This window comes from Aestuariibacter salexigens DSM 15300 (assembly GCF_000429145.1).
GTDB classification, from domain to species: Bacteria; Pseudomonadota; Gammaproteobacteria; order Enterobacterales; family Alteromonadaceae; genus Aestuariibacter; species Aestuariibacter salexigens.
The window spans coordinates 771788-793114 of record NZ_AUBH01000001.1 but is presented as its reverse complement, the minus strand read 5'-3'; the positions used below and the strand labels follow the sequence as shown (position 1 = coordinate 793114).

Here is a 21327-nt window from a genome sequence, read left to right as displayed (position 1 = left end):
AAAAAAATACGTCGTTATCCTCACGTCTTTGTACGTTAACAAAATGTTGCTAAATGTTATTGAATACGTATGCATATCGTTGTTTAGCACCTGTGCAAGCGTCTACTATTGATTACTATCACTAGAATCAGGCGCGGTGTATGTATGTTGTGTGCAAGTGCATGCGGGATGCATGAAGGAGCCTGGCGTATCACAACTGGAAGTAGGACATAACAATGCACACATTCAAACCCAGTTTGATAACCGCTGCATTGATGGCAAGTGGGCTTGCCATCGCCAGTCAACCTTTGTATGCCCAGGAGGCAGACAATCAGATTGACGAAGCGGATATCGAAAAAATTGAAGTCAGAGGCTTCAGTACCAGTTTGATCAAATCGCTTAATCAAAAGCGTTTTGGCGACACGGTATCTGAGCAGCTGTCAGCAGATGATCTGGGCGGCTTGCCTGACGTCTCTATGGCTGACGCTTTGACACGATTACCGGGCATTTCAGCGGTTCGTACCGGTGGACAGGCGGCCGAGATCAACATTCGTGGTCTGTCAGGGGATTTCGTCTTTTCCACATTGAACGGACGTGAACAGGTATCCACCAGTGGGGACCGTTCTATTGAATTCGACCAGTATCCTTCAGAGTTAATCTCATCTGCCGCTGTATACAAATCACCTAAAGCCTCACTGATTGAAGGCGGTGTGGCTGGTACCGTTGAGCTGGAAACAGCCAGCCCGCTGATGAATGACCAGAAGCATACCTTCAACGTTAACGCCCGTGGCATGTTTAACGACCGTGCTGAGGAGATACCTGATGCGGAAGAATACGGCCATCGCCTGAGTTTTTCTTATCAGGGTAAATTCCTTGATGACACGCTTGGCGTGGCATTGGGGTACGCGCGCTTGTTCCAGCCCAGCGTGTCTACCCAGTTTGTTGGTCTGGCCTACAATGGTCAGGTTGATGTTGACGGGGTTGCTGGTGATAACGACGGTCCGGAAGATTGTCCATCGTGCGAACTCATCAGTGAAGGCTTCGAGTTACAGCACCGCGGTGGTGAAGAGACCCGTGACGGTTATCTTGCCGCAATTGAGTGGGCTCCCGTTGATAACTTCAAGTTAAAGGCCGATGCCTTTATTTCCCGCTTTGATTCACAAGCCTTCGCAAGGGGCTTCAGGGTCAAGCTAGGTGGTGTCAACGCACAAATTGCCAACCCGGTTATTGTCAATAACAGCGTGATCGGCGGGCAGTTCTCACGCACCGACAGCAGCTTTACCCGTGTAGAGCTGACCAACGATGACAACACCGAAGTTGATAAGGTTGAAAGCTACGGCATCAACGCCGAATGGCAGGCAACAGACAACCTTACTATGTCGGTAGACGTTGCATTATCACGTGCTGACAGTGATTTCAGAAACGGACTGCTGTGGTCACTGGTGGGTGAAGATGCCAATGCAGTAAGCCCGCGTTTTGATACCAATGTGGCGATTGCCTATCAGCTTAATGGTCTGGACTTGCCAACTATCGCATTTAATCAGGCCGACCTGTTTACTGACACCGACAGAGTGATGGTCAGTAAATACGGTATCTATCCTTACCAGAATAAAGACGAGTTGGATGCATATCGATTTGACTTGCAGTATGAACTGGACACGCCGTTTATTTCCTCCGTCGAGTTTGGTTATCGTTACTCCGATCGTGAATACAACAATGACCGTTCTGTATTTGAATACGGAAATGATGGTGCGTTCTCTTCCAGTCAGCCGCCGCTGCGCCTGACCCCAGATATGTATGAGGTGGTGAACTGGTCTGGTGATTTCGCAGCTTTCCCAAGCTATTTGTCAATTGATTTGGACTCTGCGCTGAATGCCTGGTTCCCACAGGGCGTACCTCAGCCTGCCCAAACCTGGGGCTCTGGTGCTGCGGGTAACATTAACGGCATACAGGGCGGGCCAAATACGGCATGGTCAGTCCAGGAAAGCGGCGACGTGTTTGAAACCGTCAATGCAGCCTACTTGATGGCCAACCTGAACTTTGATCTGTTTGATGTGCCAGTGACCGGTAACTTTGGCGTGCGCTATGTGGATACCAAACAGGCATCTACCACCTTACAACGTGCGACGACCTTTGTGATTGACCCGGCAACCGGTGTGGAAACTGAAGTACCGGACTTTGAAAACGGCGCGCAGCTGATCACCGATGAGCTGGGCTACATCAATGCCTTCTACCGTCCGGCTACTATCGCACATACTTATGATGACTGGTTGCCGTCGCTAAACCTGAACTTCCAGGTTACGGATAACCAGCAGATCCGCTTTGCGGCGGCGAAAGTAATGGGCAGGGCACCTATCAACCGCTTTGCGGCGAATGCCTCTACCAACATCGAGTCTGTCACGGCAACCCAGGATCGCGATTCTGGTGAGATTACCCTGTCTCGTCAGGCCGCTCGTGTCAGCGGTTCAGCAAGAAACAGCCCCTATCTTGAGCCGTTCTACGCAACTCAGTATGACCTGTCTTACGAGTATTACTTCACTGAAACGGACGGCGCATTTATTGCAGCGGCCTTCTATAAAAACATCGATTCATTTATCGAGAATATCGGTATAGAACCCTACGACTTTGAAGGCAACGGTTTTGAAGTGCCTGAGTCAGTGTTGGTGCCGGTCTTTTATGAAGCCGAATTTGCTGGACAGACACCTGAGCCAGTTCTGGATGCACAGGGCAATCTGACGTTTGTTGAAGTACCGACCGAAAACGGTCGCTATGAGACGGCCATCAATAATGCCGAAGGTGGTTACATCCGCGGTATCGAACTTGCCTACACGCAAATCTACAGCTTCCTGCCTGGCCTGTGGTCAGGGCTGGGTGTGAATGCCAGTTACTCTTACACCGAAAGTGAGATCCAACGCACGATTGGCGATGGCGTATACGCCAGCGACTTGCCTGGATTGTCAGAACACGTTGCCACGCTGACGGTGTTCTGGGAATACGAAGATTTTGAAACCCGTTTAAGCACCCGTTATCGCGACGATTTTGTGTCGGAGCAGGTGGCGATTAACGCTCAGACGGTTAACTACGATTCTGAAACTGTGGTGGACTTCCAGGCGTCATATAACATCAATGAACACACTAGCGTGCTGTTCCAGGTGAATAACCTGACTGACGAACCCACTAAGAGTTTCTTCTCCAACGATCAGCAAACGGGCACCATCCAGTTCTTTGGTACCCAGTACTTCCTGGGGGTCACGTATTCACTATGAAGACCATCATGAAAATCGCTGCCATCTTTGGACGCAGTAAGCAAGAAAAGACTGTGGAGCAATCTATTATGTTTACGAAAAAACGAGCATTAGGGCTGTTTGCGCTGGTGCTTAGTACACTGCTGCTAACCGGCTGTGGTGGTTCTGGTACAGCACCGGCAAGTAACGACTTGCTGGTCTGTAATACCCCTCTTATACCGGATTCGACCGGTACCCAATGTGTCGCCCCGCCTCCTATTGAGTGTGAGGCACCGCTGGTACCAAATGAAGCCGGTGACCAATGTGTGGTCGGTGCCGATCCGACGCTGCCACCTCCGGTATTCTTCCCGGCGGCCGATCAGGCCGTGTTGTACTATAACCGCGGTGCAGTGGATGCTGATAACTCATCCAATGACCCGGCCTATGAGGGCTGGCGTCTGCACACATGGAGCAACGATGCCTGTGATGCCTATGCTGATCCCGATACTGACTGGGCGGCTGGACGTATTCACGATGGTGTTGATCCTAACTACGGCGCGTACTGGATCCTGGACCTGAAACCCGGCTATGCCGGTACCGAAGGCTCCTGCCACAACTTCATTATTCACATCGGTACCGATGATGCGGGTAAAGAAATGGGCGGGGCTGACTTCAGAGGCCCACTGGACCAGGAAGGTGACTTTGCACGCATGAACTTCACCTTGTCTGGTGTTCCAACCGTGTTTGAATTCCCGCTACTTGGCCTGGGGCCGCAGCCTGTCAGCATCGAAGGACAGGGCGCACACTGGCTGGATGCCAACACGCTGCTGTGGGATACCGACGCTGCGTCTGTGAAACTGCATTATTCTGCCAGTGCCGATCTTGAGGCAACGCTGGAAGAGGGCCTGAACGGTACAGCCGTTGAGCTAACCGAAGTGACACTGACCGATGAGCAGATCGCGATTGCACCGCACTTAGCTGGCCTGCGCGCGTTCCAGGGCGAGTGGACAGCTGACGACGCCAAAGCTGTGCTGAAGACGCAGGCAGTACTGGCGGCATACAACGCTGAAGGCACATTGACCGCTGCAACCGGTATCCAACTGGCCAATGGTATTGACCAGCTTTACACCACAGGTGAAAACGATGCCGATGAAGCGACGTTAGGTACCCAGTACACGGATACGGGTATCATCACATCGGTATGGGCACCGACGGCTCAGAACGTTAACCTTCTGATCTTCAACAATGATAAAACGCTGGCGCAAACCATCCAGATGGTCGAAGACAATACCTCTGGTGTATGGAGCTACAATGCCAGTATGGATCTTGACCGTGCCTTGTATCGTTATGAAGTGACGGTGTATCACCCCATCACCGGTAACATTGAGGTGTTAGAAGTCACAGACCCTTACTCTGTTGCGGTATCAACCAACGGACGCTTCTCTCGCTTTGTGAATCTGGACGATGAAGACCTTAAGCCAGAAGGTTGGGATACACATACCATCCCGACTATCACAAACTGGGAAGACGCGGTCATTTACGAAGGGCATATTCGTGACTTCAGCGTACGCGATGAGACTGTTTCTGAGGCAAACCGTGGTAAATTCCTGGCCTTTACTGAAGAGGGCTCCGCGCCGGTTGAACACCTTCGCACCTTGGCTGAAGCGGGCCTTACCCACTTCCATGTATTGCCGGCAAACGATATTGCGACCATTGAAGAAGACGTGTCACGTACCGTTGACTTTGATAGCACCGTTGGCGAGCTTTGCCTGCTAAATCGCAATGCGGCGGTGTGTGATGAAGAAGATCCATCAGCAACGCTGGGTAGCGTATTTGCAAGCTATGACCCACTGGGTGAAGCGTCAAAAGCACAGGAGCTGGCTAATGACATGCGTGCCCATGATCAGTTTAACTGGGGTTATGATCCGCATCACTTTAACGTGCCAGAAGGCAGCTATGCATCGGATCCTGAAGGTGTAGCCCGTATTCGTGAAATGCGCGCTATGGTGCAGGGCCTGCATGATGTTGGTCTTCGTGTCGCATTGGACGTGGTGTACAACCACACCAACGCCAGCGGCGTGTTCCCTAAATCAGTACTGGATAAAGTGGTCCCTGGCTACTACCACCGCTATGAAGTGGATACCGGTTCAATTGTGCGTGAAACATGCTGTGATGACACTGAACCACGCAACGTGATGATGGAAAAATTCATGCATGACAGCCTGCTGGTATGGACACAGCAGTATAAGTTCGATGCATTCCGTTTTGACATCATGAGTCAGGCCAGTAAAGACACCATGGTACGTTTGTGGGATGCCGTTCGTGCGGTCGACCCGGATAACTACTTCTACGGTGAGGGCTGGACCCGCGTTGATCGCGGATACGAGCAGGCGAATCAGTTGAACATGGCTGGTACCCAGATCGGTACCTTTAATGACCGTATTCGCGAAGCGATTCGTCAGGGCGAGTTCTTCAAGCGTGAAGCGGATGGCGGTACGCTAAGTGCACAGGACCGCATCAAGATCTCACTGGCCGGCACACTGACTGACTTTGTGCTGGAAACCTCCAGCGGCACGGTAAGCACAGGGGCGAACCTGGGCGGTTATGCAGCAGACCCTGCAGATATCATTAACTATGTGTCCAAGCATGATAATGAGACGCTGTGGGATCAGTTCAACTACGTATTACCGGCTGACCTGACCTTAGCAGAGCGCGTCAGAGCGCAGAATATTGGTCTGAACCTGACAACTCTGGCGCAGGGTATTCCATTCCTGCAAATGGGCGGCGATATGCTGCGTTCCAAGTCAATGGACCGCAACACTTACGATGCCGGTGACTGGTTCAACTATGTTGATTTCAGCATGAACACCAATAACTGGAACGTAGGTCTGCCATTGGCACAGGACAACCAGGGCCGCTGGGCTGAAATGGGCGCATTTATCTATGCACCAGAGCGCGCCGCGAGCATGACGGAAATTGAGTTCTCTCATGAAGTCTTCAAAGAGTTCCTGTCAATTCGTCAGGGTAGCCCGCTGTTCAGACTGACCACCGGTCAGGACATCATGGACCGTGTTGGTTTCCACAACATTGGTAGCCGTCAGCAGGAAGGTCTGATCCTGATGAGCATCGATGATGGCATCACGCCAGACAGCGATGTGATGCTGAGTGATATGGATGCATCCTATGACGCCATTGTGGTGGCTGTGAATGGTGGCTACGAAGAACGATCGATTACCGTGAATACGGCGACAGGCTTCGAGCTACACATGACACAGATGAACAGCTACGACCCTGTTGTCCGTAACGCCTATTTCACAGAAGGCGAGGGTGATACCGAAGGCAATGGTACCTTTACTATCCCGGCCCAGACTATTGCAGTCTTTGTTAAGCCGCAGATGGGTGAGCAGGGCTATGGTCTGTCTGCCTATGCCACAGCTGGCGCACCAGACGTTGTACCTTACGGTGATACGGTTGTGTATCTGCGTGGCGGTATGAATGGCTGGGGCACTGATAACCCAATGGGTTACAAAGGTGACGGCGTTTATGCGGTTGAAATCAATCTTGAAGAAGGTGTGACGCATGAGTTCAAAGTCGCCTCTGAAGATTGGGCAGCAGTTAATCTGGGTGCACCAGATGGCGCAGACAATGTTGTGGTTGAAGGTGAAGAAACACTGCTGGCGACCAGTAACAACAATCTGAGCTTCACTGCTGATACCACTACGTCTTACAAGTTCAGCCTGGATGCCAATGACACCGCAGAGCCTCTGCTGATAGTGAGCAAGGCCGATGCGTACTTTGACAACCCTGTGTATCTGCGCGGTGGCATGAACGGTTGGGGAACCGATAATCCGTTCGAATTCCAGGGCGAAGGTGTGTACGAAACCGCCATCGACATGGAAGCAGGTACCTACGAGTTCAAAGTGGCTACCGACGACTGGGCAACGGTGAACCTGGGCGCAGTAAGCGGTGCCGATGAAGACCGTCGTGTCGAACTGGGTCAGGATAAGCCTCTGGCAACCACTAACGATAATCTGTATATCGAAGTGCTGGATGCTGAACCTTACCTGTTCCAGTGGGATAACTCAGATGTAGCAGAGCCGGTCATCCGTGTGTTCAAACAGCAGTTCTTCGGCACCACGCCGGTCTATCTGCGTGGCGGCATGAACGGCTGGGGCACTGACAATGAACTGAGCTTCACCGACGGTGACTACACGGTTGATATTGAGCTGTCTCCTGGTCTGGTTGAGTTCAAGGTGGCATCGGAAGATTGGTCTGCCGTTAACCTGGGTGCTCCAGATGGTGCGGATAATACTGTGACGCTGGGCACACCCATTACGGTTGCGCCGAGCAATAACAACCTCAGACTGGATGTACCGGCAGCAGGTCTCTACGAATTTAAAGTAGAAGGCCCGAATCCGGCCAGTCCGACGGTAACAGTTACTGAAAAGTAATCTTGCGTAATTGAAATAAGTAAAAGCCGGTCCTCGCGACCGGCTTTTTTGTCTTTTCAATTCTTGTGTAACGCACTAAGCTCATTAGCGCATGCTTTAAGATAGAAAGAACAAAGGATCAATAATGAAAAAAGCACTGACACTCACGTTTTGCTTAATGACACTTATAATAACTGGCTGTGCATCTACGTCCTCTTCGTCCAGCGTGGCGGAAAAACGTCAGGCTACCCTACAAATGAAAGATGAGACGCTCACGCAACTTTATCGGGATAAACCGGATGTGCGCGAGCAAATTAATTCTGCCGCTGGCTATGCCGTATTCTCCAACGCTAATGTCAATGTCATATTCATTGCCGCCGGTGGCGGCTATGGTGTAGCGCGCAACATGCGTACTAAGCAATACACCTACATGAATATGGCTGAAGCGGGTGTAGGTCTCGGTTTTGGTGCGAAGGATTATCGCATAGTCATGGTGTTCCATACCGAGAAGGCCCTGAATCAGTTTATTGAGTCGGGCTGGACCTTCGGTGGTAATGCTGATGCGGCAGCCAAAGCGGGAGATAAAGGCGGCTCAGTGGAAGGTGAGGCCTATTATGGCGACGTGACCGTCTACACGTTCACCGAAGCAGGGCTGGCATTGCAGGCCACCGTAAAAGGCACAAAATTCTGGAAAGATTCAGAGCTTAATTAAGCTTTGCCTGCAACATGCGTAATTGTTTTTCTATACCCGGCGTGACGTTACCGGCGCGCTGGCTTCTTCGTAAATAATAATACGCTTCGGCCCAGTTTTGCTGCTCTGTCATCAGGGCAGCGGCTTTAGCATTTATTTCAGGATCGTGTGGCAGGGCGTCAGCCAGCAAACGGCTGGTTTTTATCACCATCTCACGATTATTCTGCTGTCGATACAGCTGCTGTGACCGTTTTACCATCTCCAGCCAGCTGATGTTCTTCTCAAACAGCGCCAGACCTAACCGCTGGTGCTCGTCGGCAGGACGAGGCAGGGCAAGCATTTGTGGCTCATCGACAAACGGATAATCCGCCATGAGCCGCTTCACCATCGCAAACCCCATATATTCCTCAGCAGGCAATACAGGGCGATTGCGCCACGCCTGTTCAATGCTAATGTTTTTCCACGGTGTAAACTGGCCTTGGCTTTCAATAGCGCGATAAAAACTGTCTGCTAATAAGAAATAACCCTGTAGATTGGGGTGCAGGTGCTCCAGCATTAAGGCATTGCCGATAATGCCATTGGCGCTGCGGCTACGCAGGTGAGCTTCACTATCAACTAAGGTGACGCCAGGACGGTCAGCCAGGCCCTGAATGACGTCATTGATTGCCTGCGGTGCTCTGAATCTTAACAGGTCGGCGTCTTTAGCATGGGTAAAGTAGGCGCGCGCCTGTTCATGCTGTCCGCGAGCCTGGGCGCTGCGTCCTATCGCATACCAAAAATCGGCACTATACGTGCGCGTATCTGAATCAATATTAACGCTCTTGCCCTGCGCGTAATCCTGCAGAAGCATGCGCTCATTGTCGGTCATGGGTGAACTGGAAAATGGCGCCTGATTGGCCAGGTTTGACGCCATGGTGGCAATGTAAACCGGTATGCCGTGCGCACGGTATGTCTCTATCAGACGTTGCATATTGCCGGTAAACTGCTCAATGCCAGCGTTATACATAGCAGAGCCATACGGAATATCCTTATGCTTTGCGATCTGTGCCATCAAGGTGCGTGAAGCGCCTGCCTCATTCGTAGCTGCGGGCAGGAATGCTGCGTACAGTGACTGCATAAGCTGAAACAATCGCCACTCTTTAAGTGATAGATACAGCCTCATAATGGCTGGGTTGGTAATGTCGGTATAATTTGAGCCAACGCCTAATATACCCAGATATTCATTGTGACCTGCGTAGATCAGGACGGCATCAGGCGCGATCTCGACGATATCGTCGGCTAAATCCAATAAGGTGTAGGAATTCACTGCAGACAATGAGGTATTGATTACCTCTACATGATGAGAGGGCAGTGAAGCACGCAGTCTGTGTTCGAGCATTCCGGCCAGAGACGCACCTAATCCATAGGGGAAACCGGCCGCGGTCGAGCCGCCCTGTACCACGATTCGCACGCTATTTTCAGGCTTGTCTTTGAGGAAAAAGGTGGGTTCCAGTGTCACATTTGGCGCGCGATTGGGATCTGGAAAGTAGCGGGAAATGATATCTGGCCTGGCAAGTCGATAGTCGGGATGGGCAGGATTATCGATAAAAAGCGGTACGGTCTGACCGAAACCGACCAGCCTGAGAAGCCCTTCAAAAAGGATAAGAAAAACAAATGGCAGGGCAATGGCAATGAGCCTGAACAGCCAGATCCGCATGACTTACTTCACTCCTTTTAGCTGCGACAGGAAGTAGCTGGCCCGTCGGTTATCAGGCTCAATAGTCAGTATGTGTTCAAGCTGTGCAATGGCCTGATCACGCTCAGCGGATTTAAACAGGGCTTCCGCCAGAGTTAATCGACTATCGATATTGTCCGGCTGCAATTGCACGGCCCGTCGCGCATACCATGCAGCCAGCTTTGGTTTTTCCGCTCGCAGGTGCAGGCTAGCTGACGCATTGGCTGTCTGTGATTCAAACGGCAATGCATCATACAAAATGCCCGCCACCCGCGCCGCTTCTGTCCAGCGCTGTTGACGCTGATATCCCTTAAGCTGAGATTGCTGCAGGTCGAGCCAGGGTTCTCCCTGTATACGTCGCCAGGTAATATCACCGGCAAACGTATATTTATCATCAAATGTCACGGTTGTCGGGGTGTCTTTAAAGGGATAATCATTGGTCAACTGGTTTATTTTAAATTGCGCATACAACTCATCCGCCTCGGTTAACGGTACCTCCTGCCATGCTATCTGCCGCGACGCTTCAAGTGATATCGATGGGGTTAACCAATTATTGGCGATAGACTGTGCAAAGGCCTCTGCCAGCACAAAATATCCGCGTTTGTTCGGATGCAGGTGTTCGAGCATCAGGTTATTACCGATAAGTCCCGTCACGGATGCTTGTTGCATCGCACTGTGCACATCAACCAGATACGCATCATATTGCAGTGCTGTTTGCATGATCACCTGATTGAATTCACTGGGGGCACGAAAGCGCAGGCCGTCTAAATCGCTGGCACGCGTGTAATGCTGTTGCGCCGTATTGATATCACCGCGATGTTCCAACACTCGAGCGTGACAGAAATGCGCATTGGCGCTGTCAGCGTATTGTTTTACTAACGCTGAACTGACCGCTTTATCCAGCAAGCGCCCTGTCATGCATGAGGCTAGGGTAGGATTATCCAGCGTATTGCCGGAAAATGGAGGCTGTCCGGTATCGTTGGACGCTATCGTGGCAACAAAGGTTTTGACGTCATTATCAGCAATCTTTCCAATCAAATAATTCAGGTTATTTTCAAACTGTTCGACGCCTTTTTGGTACATTTCGCTGCCAAATTCAATATGTTTATGCTTGGCAATCGACGCCATGACAGTATGGTCACTGACGCCTTGTGCACGACTATCAGGCGCAGAAATAAGCACTGATTGCATCAGTTGGAATAGGCGCCAGTCGCGAAAAAATAAAAACGCCCGGGTCAGCCATGCACTGCCATAAGATGCATAGCTGGAGCCTACGCCCATGACCCCCAGAAATTCATTGTGGCCGGTGTATATCAGCACGGCATCAGGCTCAATGGCCAGCACTTCATCGACAATATCAATCAGTGTGTAGGTGTTGATGCTCGAAATCGCGACCGACAGCACCTCAATATCCTTATCAGGATAAAGGCGTTTAACACGCTGTTGTAACATGCCGGACAGAGAGCCAAAGCGTCCATAAGGAAAGCCCGCTGCAGTCGAGCCACCCATCACCACAATACGTACTTGTCCCGGTGCTTTCTGCAATGTAAATAATTGCGTATCCGGGCTCACGTTTGGCGCGAGGTCTGGGTGATGGAAGTAGCGTTTTATCAGGTCGGGGTTAGGCTGCCAGACGTCGCTCTTTTCGCTTGCTGGCACAAACAACGGGTAGTCTTTTACGCTGACTGTCAGACGCAATAGGCCCTCGAACGCCAGGATAAGCATAACCGGTATGGCCAGTGCAATCAGATAAAAAGATTTGGGTGTTGAAGAAGAGGACATGCGACGCGTTGGTAATTTCTGGCCTGAGTAAATTCAGCCATCTAGACTAGAAAACTCCATCATGCCCGGTCAAGTAGAGTTTTTTGGGGTTTCGACATGTGCTTGCCACTGACGCGACTTTTCTGGTTCAATACTTTCACTTTTTGACCTACCAGCAGTCTTTTCACTAAGCAGTACTCATGACCGCCATTTTAGGGATATCCGCACTTTACCATGACAGTGCTGCGGCGCTGGTGATTGATGGCACTATCGTTGCTGCCGCTCAGCAAGAGCGGTTTACCCGGGTTAAACACGATCCGTCGTTTCCGGACAAAGCCATTGAATATTGCCTGGGTGAAGCGAATCTTTGCCTTGAGCAGCTCGATGCCATTGTCTTTTACGACAAGCCTATGCTGAAATTTGAGCGACTTCTGGAAACCTATCTGGGCCATGCGCCGTTTGGCTTTCAGTCATTTTTACGGTCGATGCCGGTATGGCTGAAAGAAAAACTGTATTTCAAGTCACTGCTGCGCCGTGAGCTAAGAGCACTTGTCCACAAACAACGTGCAGAGCAAAACGGCACCAGCGTGGCAGCCGAGAAAAAGCGCGATAAACGCCCAGGCCTGCCGACACTGCTTTTTACCGAACATCATCAGTCTCACGCCGCATCGGCTTTTTTTGCCAGTCCATTTGAACAGGCGGTGGTGTTGAGTCTGGATGGAGTAGGGGAATGGGCAACCTCGTCAATGTGGCTAGGCAAAGGCAACACGCTGACACCCCTAGCCGAAATACATTTTCCACATTCTCTCGGCCTGTTGTATTCAGCGTTTACCTATTACTGTGGGTTTAAGGTAAATTCTGGCGAGTACAAGCTGATGGGGCTGGCGCCCTACGGCGAGCCGCGATTTGTCGACACTATTTTGGAACATCTGATCACGCTGTTTGAGGATGGCAGCTTCGCTCTGAACCTTGATTACTTCGATTATTCGGCTGGCGCCTCGATGATCAATAAAAAGTTCGAAAGCCTGTTTGGTCATCCTCGATTTGACGACGCATCTGCACCTACTCAGCTGCAAATGGATATTGCTCGCTCGATTCAGGAGGTCACTGAGCAGGTGGTACTGAAGATGGCTCATCATGCCTTTAATCAAACTGGCGTGACACGTTTGTGTCTGGCTGGCGGTGTGGCGCTTAACTGTGTAGCGAACGGGCGCATCTTGCGAGAAGGGCCGTTTGAGGACATCTGGATCCAGCCCGCGGCGGGTGATGCCGGTGGCGCGCTGGGCGCGGCATTGATGGCGTGGCATGGCTATTTTGACGGTCAGCGCCAACCTGAACTGCCAGATAGTATGCGCGGTGCACAGCTGGGACCGAGCTACAGCAACGAAGATGTCGTCGCGCAGCTTGAATTACAAAAGGTGCCATTTCATTATCTGAATGATGACACCTTGTTTGCGCATGTCGCGCAGCTTTTGGCGAATGAGCAGGTAGTAGGGTGGTTTCAGGGCCGCGCTGAGTTTGGTCCCCGTGCGCTGGGCAATCGTTCTATTCTCGGCGATCCACGCAGTGCCAGCATGCAGCGACAGATGAATTTAAAAATTAAGCAGCGTGAATCATTCCGGCCTTTTGCTCCTGCGGTGTTAGAGCAGGATGTCAGCAATTTCTTCAATCTCGACAAGCCAAGTCCTTATATGCTGCTGGTGGCAGATGTGGATGAGAAGCGGCGTCAGCCAAAAGCTGCGGGCGTGTCCGGTCTGGCAATGTTGGAGTCACCGCTGTCCGATATACCGGCAATAACCCATGTGGATTATTCAGCTCGGGTGCAAACAGTGGATAGTCAGCGCAACTCTCGCTTCTATGCATTGATAGAAGCGTTTAAGCAACACACCGGGCTTGGCATACTAATTAATACTTCGTTTAACGTACGTGGCGAGCCACCGGTGCTCAGCGTAGACGATGCCTTACGATGCTTTTGGGCGACCGATATGGACGTACTGGTCGTCGGCAACTGTGTGTTGATGAAAGCCGAGCAGCGCGCAGCGGATATTGAGCGGGCGAAAGCTGTCACTTTTGAGGAAGACTGATGATAACGATTACTCGTCATGACACGCAGGAGCTCAAGCAATTCGCATTAATGATGAGCTGGGCTTTCCCGGCGGTATTCGCGCTATTGTTACCCTGGTTGTTCGGCCATTCAGTCATGCTGTGGCCGTTTGCGGTGAGTGTTGTCATGCTGTCACTCCATGTCGTTTATCCACGGGGTATTTATTATCCTTACCGGGCATGGATGGCGATTGCGCTCGTGTTAGGCTGGATCAATACTAGAATTATACTGGCAGCCGTTTTCTTTCTGCTGATCACGCCATTTGGCTTACTCGCCAGAGCGGTGGGTAAACTGCAATATAGAAGAACACCGGTAAAGCCTGATTCAAACTGGGGTGAACGTAAGCCGGGTGAGACTAAACAAGAATTGGAGCGTCCCTTTTAATGGTGGAATTTTTACAGGATCTGTGGGCCTTTTTACGGGTGCGAAAAAAGCTTTGGCTATTACCTATTATTGTCATTATGGCGCTGCTTGGTGCACTGGTCGTGGCCACGCAACAATCCTCACTGGCGACATTTATCTACACGCTTTTTTAGCGTGAATACGTATGCAACAGGCTGACGTTTCTGTTAACCAACCGTTAACATAGCGGACATGACAAATTTTACGGGTCGGTCAGGACATCCAGGTACCTGACCACTCAAGAGTGTTCTATGCTGAATGTAACGCCAACCAGACCGATTAACGTATTTGCACCTGTTATTCTCGCCTCCACGCTATTGTTTGCCTGCTCGTCTCCACACGCTCCTTCTGATACGAAAATACAGGAGGGTGATGTGACAGCTGCTGAGCAACTAGATAAAAAGCATAGCAAGCCAGTGGTGTATCAGGTGTTTACGCGCCTGTTTGGAAATACCAATAGTACCAACGCGCCGTGGGGCACCATTGAACAAAATGGCGTGGGCAAATTCAGTGACTTTACTGACGAAGCCCTGGCTGGCATCAAGCAGCTTGGTGTGTCTCATGTCTGGTACACCGGTATTCCTCATCATGCCGTGATCAACGATTACACGGAGTATGGTATCAGTCTGGACGATCCGGATGTGGTCAAAGGCCGCGCGGGTTCACCTTATGCCGTTAAAGATTATTACAATGTGAATCCTGATCTGGCGGATGACCCTGCTCGTCGACTTGAAGAGTTTGTAGCACTGATAGAGCGCACTCACGCTCATGGCATGAAAGTGTTGATTGATATCGTGCCTAATCATGTTGCCCGTCGTTATGAATCATTAAGCAAGCCGGACGGCGTCAGTGATTTCGGTGCCAACGATGACACCAGCGTTGAATATGCCAGAGACAACAATTTTTACTACATTGTTGGCGAATCTTTCGCGGTACCTGAACCTGAGGGAGACTACCAACCCTTGGGTGGCGATAACCATCCTCTGGCAGACGGGCAGTTCGACGAATCCCCGGCGAAATGGACGGGTAACGGTTCCCGTGCCGCACAACCGCATTTTCACGACTGGTATGAAACTGTAAAAGTTAACTATGGTGTTAAGCCTGACGGCAGCTATGATTTTCCCCGCTTGCCTGCCGACTATGCTGATAAAGACTACCGTGAACATGCGGCATTCTGGGCTGATAAAGACCTGCCGGATAGCTGGCATAAATTTCACGACATCGTGCATTACTGGCTGGACAAAGGCGTGAACGGCTTTCGCTACGATATGGCTGAAATGGTGCCGGTTGAGTTCTGGAGTTATTTAAACTCATCTATCAAGATGAAGGACCCGGACGCGTTCCTGCTGGCAGAGGTTTATAACCCGGATTTGTATCGTGACTATCTGCATCTTGGCAAAATGGATTATTTGTATGACAAGGTGGGTTTTTACGACACGCTGAAGCCGCTCATGCAGGGCCGTGGTAGTGCTGATGCGCTTGAGTCTGTGCATGACAAGGTCATGGATATCGAACAGCATATGCTGCATTTTCTGGAAAACCATGACGAACAGCGCATCGCCAGCCCTGATTTTGCAGGCGATGTGAATAAGGGCAAGCCTGCAATGGTGGCATCTGCGCTGATAAGCCGCGCGCCGACGATGCTGTATTTCGCGCAGGATGTGGGTGAGGATGGCAGTGAAGAAACCGGATTCGGCGATCCGACTCGTACCACGATTTTTGATTATGCCGGAGTGCCTGCCCATCAACGCTGGATGAACGAGGGCAAGTTTGACGGTGGCCAGCTGACCGAGCAGGAAAGCGCACTGCGTGACTACTATATCAACATCATGAACGTTGCTGCATACCACCCTGCTATGGCCGGCAACTATCAAAGTATTCACAGTGCAAACCGTCAGTCAGGCACTGATTACAGCGACCAGCAGTTTGCTTTTGTGCGCTGGCAGGACGATGCGCGTTTGCTGGTGGTCATTAACTTTGATAGCGCCAACAGCGCCACCTTTGATTTACGAGTGCCTGACGATGTTATTGCACGCTGGATGCTTGAAGACGGACAATATCCACTACGTGACGAACTGGAAGGCAGTGACGCCACGCTGGTCGTATCGCAAGGCGTTGGACGAGTGACAGTTTCGCTTGCACCTCTGGCATCGCGAGCCTGGACACTGTGAACATAAGATCCCTCAGCGCGCTGCTGTTGTTATGCGTGCTCCTGAGCCCGTTAAGTAGCGCGCAGCAAAAACCGTCTGGCACGGTGCTCATTAATGAACCTGTTGTTATGCCGGGACTGGAACGCGAACGCATTATCAGAGTGTATCTGCCACCGGGTTACGCCGACAGTGAAGAACTTTATCCGGTGCTGTACATGCATGATGGGCAGAACCTGTTTGATGCGAAAACCGCTTATGCCGGTGAATGGCAGATCGATGAGACGCTGGACAAGCTTGCTGCAGAGCAGAGCCTGAAACTCATTGTTGTGGGTATTGATAACGGCCAGGAAAAGCGTATGAACGAGCTCAGTCCCTGGACCAATCCGCGCTTCGGTGAGGCAGAAGGAATGCAGTATATGCGCTTTATCGTCGATACGGTAAAACCCATGATTGACAGGCAATATCGCACACTGGCCGCACGGCAGCATACCGCAATCATGGGCAGCTCGATGGGCGGACTCATGTCACATTTTGCTCTGTTCGCATTTCCTGAAACGTTTTCCAAAGCCGGTGTGTTTTCGCCGTCATACTGGTACGCAGACGCGGTATTTGATTTTACCGCGGCTCGAACTCTGGCAAAGGATGCAAGACTCGCTATGCTGGTCGGAACTGAAGAGGGTGAAGGTATGGTAGAGGGGCTGACTCGCATGCGTGATCAGCTTCGTAAAGCTGGTATCAGCGAGCAGCAATTCACCAGTAAAATTGTGCAGGGCGCTGAACACAATGAAGCGTTCTGGCGCGATGAATTCGGCGCCGCGGTCAGTTGGCTTTTCAATAATAATAACGAAAACGGGCAATAATCATCATGAGCTTTTCATCCATAAGACGCTATGCGCTGCTGGTAGTCGCTTTAGTTTGTTTACAGACACATGCAGCAAGCTACGTTAGCCATCAATTGACTGGTCAGGCACTTGTCATCAACACCGATGAAGGGCGCCTTACGTTAACTGCGCTCCATGAAGGCGCGATGGAAGCGTTTTACCAGTCGCACAATGTTAAACAAATTCAGTCGTTTGCCCGTGCGGGTGAGCCCGTATCTACTGACGTATCAGTGCAGGAAAATGACAAGGCACTGACCTTTGTGGCACCTGAACTGACTGCGGTGATCAACAAATCTCCTTTGCGCATCGACTATTACCAGAGCGGTCAACTGTTACTGGCAGAAGAAGTGGGGTTATTTGTGCAGGACACTGTGCGTGGCTTTCGTTTCAGACTGGATGAAAATGAAAAACTCATGGGCGGCGGTCAGCGCGTATTGGGTATGGACCGACGAGGCCATCGGCTGCCGTTGTACAACCGTGCGCACTATGGCTACACCACCGAATCAAGTCAGATGTATTACAGCCTGTCGGCGGTGATGTCCGATAAAAAATACATGCTGATATTTGATAATTCAGCCAATGGATTTATGGATTTAGGCCATACCGATCCCGATGTGTTGCAATTTGAGGCCGTTGGTGGACGTACGTCTTATATCGTTATTGCCGGTCAGGATTACCCCAAGCTCATTGAAAACTATGTACGCGTGACTGGCAAACAGCCGTTGCCACCGCGTTGGGCCCTGGGTAACTTTGCGTCTCGTTTTGGCTATCACAGCGAGCAGGAAACCCGCGATACCGTGCAGCGCTTTATCGATAAGGACTTTCCGCTGGATGCCGTGGTGCTCGATTTATATTGGTTCGGGCCGGATATCAAAGGCCATATGGGTAACCTGGACTGGGACATTGGGGCATGGCCAAACCCGGCAGGCATGATGCGGGATTTGCGCGAAAAAGGCGTAAAAACCGTGGTGATCACCGAGCCTTTTATTTTGAGCAATGCTAAAACCTGGCAAAGTGCAGTGGACGCCGGCGCGCTGGCCAAGGATCACGCCGGCAAGCCGAGGCGGTTTGATTTCTATTTCGGTAATACCGGGCTGGTTGATGTTTTTGATGAGCGCGCCAATGACTGGTTCTGGTCGTTTTACCAGCGTCTTGCTGAGCAGGGCGTTGCTGGCTGGTGGGGCGATTTGGGCGAACCGGAAGTACATCCCGCTGATAGCCTTCACACGTTGGACGGCGTCACGGTTACCGGTGATGAAATTCACAATGCTTATGGACATAAGTGGGCGCAAATGGTTTACGAGCGCACGCTGGCCATGCAGCCTGATGCTCGTCCATTTGTGATGATGCGCAGCGGCTTCGTTGGCAGTCAGCGTTACGGCATGATCCCATGGACCGGTGACGTCGACCGCTCCTGGGGCGGCTTAAAACCGCAGGTTGAACTAGGACTGCAAATGAGTCTGTTTGGACTGGCCTATACCCACTCCGATTTAGGAGGCTTTGCCGGTGGCGAGGTGTTCGACCCGGAACTTTACATCCGCTGGTTACAGTTTGGTGCGTTCCAACCGGTGTTTCGCCCTCATGCGCAGGAACATATCGCGCCAGAGCCAGTATTTCATGACGCCTCCGTGCAGGATATTGTGCGCCGATATATCAAACTTCGCTATGCGCTTATGCCGTATCACTACAGCTTAAGTATGCAAAACAGCTTATCGGGCATGCCATTAATGCGTCCGCTGTTTTTTGAAGATGAAAATAACCCTGAGCTGTTGGCAGAAAAGCAGGCCTTCCTGTGGGGGGATGCGTTTTTAGTCAAACCGGTAACAGAGCAGGCCGCAACTGAAGTAAGCATGCCGCTGCCCGGCGGTGTGTGGTTTGACTACTGGACCGGTGAACGCTATCAGGGTACCCAGGCAGTTACTGTGGCTGCACCTCTCGAACGTTTGCCTGTGCTGGTCAGAGCAGGGAGCTTTATTCCAAGCATCGCGCCGACACAGCATCTTGATGATTACAGCACACGCGAGCTGACGGTGACCTATTATCATGATGAGAGCGTCAGCCGCGCCGAGTACACCATGTTAGAAGATGACGGAAAAACACCGGATACGTTGGCCGAAGGCAAGTTTGAAACCTTATCGATGGGCGCAACAGCGACAGATTCTGAACTTATTCTCAGTTTTAACCGTGAAGGTCGCTATCAAGGTTCACCTGATGTGCGTAAGCTTACGCTCGTCATTCAGAACCTTGCACAGCAGCCCGGTGCCATCACCATTAATGGTCAGGTAATGTCATCTGTGCAGCGGCAAACCGCATGGGATAGTCAGTCTGGCACCTTGCGTATAACAACATCCTGGACGGATTCGCTTACCGTATCGGTAAAATAACGTGTCGAATTCAGGCTGACGTTGCGATGAGCACGTCAGCCTGATGAGCAAAACGTTTCGCCATTTCAGCTATCGCCTGAGCAACCTGCTGCTTTAACTGTACCGCATTAGCTGGTGGTGGTGAGTTAGGAGTGGGAAAAACGCCATAGCCTGCCAGCAAACAGTGCCATGACACAGACGGATAGTATTGTGCCATGTTGCGGCTGTTAATGGTTTGCGTAATGTCCTGACCGCGCTGCCAGCTGTCCAGTACCGCTTGCAGATTATCTGACAGAAGGGTGTTGTCGCGATTATCCTGCCAGTATTGACCCTCTTTGCCATTCACCTTGTAATGACAGACGATATAGTCACGGATCCCTTCGAATCGGGCGTTGATACGTTGGTTAAATTCATCACGGTGCAACGCACTGCATTGACCGGCAATAAAAGCACTACAGAAACTGCTGATGGTTTCCTGAACCAGGTGCAAGGCGGTGGCTTCCAGTGGTTCGATAAATCCTTGAGATAATCCTACCGCCAAACAGTTTTTCACCCAATGATTGGCCAGTCGTCCTACTTTCATTTTTAGATGACGAGCCTCAACGTCGCTATCGAGAAGGCCAAGTTCGCTACGCAGTTCGGTCTCGGCCTGATCCGCACTGATATATGACGAGCTATATACATAGCCGTTACCAACCCGTGACGTCAGCGGAATATGCCAGCGCCAGCCGGCCTGCATCGCAACAGAACTGGTTTGTGTGCCGGGGCAGGGCTCTACAGCAGAAGGAATGGCGATTGCCGAATCGTTAAATAGATTATCCGCAAAGGGTACAAACGGCTCGTGTAGGGCCTGCTGGATCAGCAACCCTCGAAAGCCTGAACAGTCAACAAACAGTTCTGCCTGAAGGTCTTCACCGCTGTCGAGCTGCACGGCGCTAATCGCGCCGCTGGTATGACATTGCACCTCGGTCACGTTGGCCTGAATATGACGAATGCCTCTGCTTCTCGCGATCTTGCCGAGAAATTGCCCTAATAAGGCCGAATCAAAATGATAGGCGTAGCTGACACCTAGATATTGGCCTTCGTGTGAAAGCGGACTGAGGCGATGCTCAGCCAGATGCGCTGCGAGAAAAAAGGCATCGGGATGGGCATGCACATCAATGCCTTGGCGACGTTGAAAGCAGTGTTGTAAAAAGAGACCAGCCGTCTGTCTGTCTGGCAAGGATGGAAAGGGGTGAAAATAGTGATCAGATTCCGCTCTGTGGCCCCATCCTTCAAAACGAATGCCATTTTTATAAGTGGCATTGCACGCTGGCATCCACTCTGATTCTGCAATGCCTAAGGTATCGAAGAACTGTCTCAATTGTGGCGTCGATCCTTCACCAACGCCGATAATGCCTATCTGCGGAGACTCAATCAGGGTGATCGCAAAGCCCTGCGGACCAAGGTGATGCTGCATTAATGTTGCTGCCATCCACCCTGCGGTACCACCGCCAATAATTACAATCTGTTTACGTGCCGCATCGGAGCGATCTGCCATGCCATGTGTCCTTGCTTAAAATTTACGGCCCATTTTTACTGTCATTGCCTGATATTGCCTATCCCATATACGTTGAATACGTATGCAA

Annotated in this window: 12 protein-coding genes; 9 read left to right on the top strand and 3 right to left on the bottom strand. The window is 51.2% G+C overall.

Annotated features, from left to right (window positions below; genetic code table 11):
* Window positions 1–215: 215 nt before the first annotated feature.
* The 3 genes from G441_RS0103550 to G441_RS0103540 all read left to right on the top strand — a co-directional run bounded on the left by G441_RS0103550 (window position 216) and on the right by G441_RS0103540 (window position 8345).
* Window positions 216–3245, top strand: a complete 3030-nt coding sequence (locus G441_RS0103550) for a TonB-dependent receptor (protein ID WP_026375077.1) — start codon at window positions 216–218, stop codon at window positions 3243–3245.
* Window positions 3246–3313: 68 nt separating this feature from the next.
* Window positions 3314–7654: an alpha-1,6-glucosidase domain-containing protein gene (locus tag G441_RS0103545; RefSeq protein ID WP_026375076.1), complete on the top strand. Its 4341-nt coding sequence runs from the start codon at window positions 3314–3316 to the stop codon at window positions 7652–7654.
* Window positions 7655–7778: 124 nt separating this feature from the next.
* The gene (locus G441_RS0103540) at window positions 7779–8345 is read left to right on the top strand and encodes a lipid-binding SYLF domain-containing protein (RefSeq protein WP_034474201.1); all 567 of its coding nucleotides are present in this window, start codon (window positions 7779–7781) and stop codon (window positions 8343–8345) included.
* Here G441_RS0103540 and G441_RS0103535 read toward each other — a convergent pair.
* Window positions 8338–10020: an SGNH/GDSL hydrolase family protein gene (locus tag G441_RS0103535; protein ID WP_026375074.1), complete on the bottom strand. Its 1683-nt coding sequence runs from the start codon at window positions 10018–10020 to the stop codon at window positions 8338–8340. The genes G441_RS0103540 and G441_RS0103535 overlap by 8 nt on opposite strands.
* Before the next feature lie 3 nt (window positions 10021–10023).
* Window positions 10024–11820 carry an SGNH/GDSL hydrolase family protein gene (locus G441_RS17805; RefSeq protein ID WP_034474199.1) on the bottom strand — a complete coding sequence of 599 codons (1797 nt, stop codon included), beginning with the start codon at window positions 11818–11820 and terminating at the stop codon, window positions 10024–10026.
* Between the two features lie 179 nt (window positions 11821–11999).
* On the opposite strand from G441_RS17805, the gene G441_RS0103525 reads away from it, so the two are divergent.
* From G441_RS0103525 to G441_RS17800, 6 genes are all read left to right on the top strand, one after another.
* Complete coding sequence (locus tag G441_RS0103525) at window positions 12000–13883, top strand: carbamoyltransferase family protein (RefSeq protein ID WP_026375073.1); 1884 nt, start codon at window positions 12000–12002, stop codon at window positions 13881–13883.
* Window positions 13883–14287 (top strand): SxtJ family membrane protein, encoded by a 405-nt coding sequence (locus G441_RS0103520; RefSeq protein WP_026375072.1) that lies wholly within the window; start codon window positions 13883–13885, stop codon window positions 14285–14287. The genes G441_RS0103525 and G441_RS0103520 overlap by 1 nt, the downstream gene beginning before the upstream one ends.
* A complete protein-coding gene (locus G441_RS19815; protein ID WP_169726039.1) occupies window positions 14287–14439 on the top strand; it encodes a DUF5989 family protein in 153 nt (50 codons plus the stop codon). Before G441_RS0103520 ends, G441_RS19815 begins: the two co-directional genes overlap by 1 nt.
* Before the next feature lie 117 nt (window positions 14440–14556).
* Entirely contained in the window at window positions 14557–16476 is a 1920-nt protein-coding gene (locus G441_RS0103510; protein WP_034474196.1) for an alpha-amylase family glycosyl hydrolase, read from the top strand.
* The gene (locus tag G441_RS0103505) at window positions 16473–17315 is read left to right on the top strand and encodes an alpha/beta hydrolase (protein ID WP_240485069.1); all 843 of its coding nucleotides are present in this window, start codon (window positions 16473–16475) and stop codon (window positions 17313–17315) included. Before G441_RS0103510 ends, G441_RS0103505 begins: the two co-directional genes overlap by 4 nt.
* A gap of 5 nt (window positions 17316–17320) precedes the next feature.
* The gene (locus G441_RS17800; RefSeq protein WP_034474190.1) at window positions 17321–19720 is read left to right on the top strand and encodes a glycoside hydrolase family 31 protein; all 2400 of its coding nucleotides are present in this window, start codon (window positions 17321–17323) and stop codon (window positions 19718–19720) included.
* 10 nt (window positions 19721–19730) lie between these two features.
* Here G441_RS17800 and G441_RS17795 read toward each other — a convergent pair whose 3' ends face one another.
* On the bottom strand, window positions 19731–21239 hold the full coding sequence (locus tag G441_RS17795; RefSeq protein WP_051275301.1) for a tryptophan halogenase family protein: 1509 nt from the start codon (window positions 21237–21239) through the stop codon (window positions 19731–19733).
* Window positions 21240–21327: the final 88 nt, after the last annotated feature.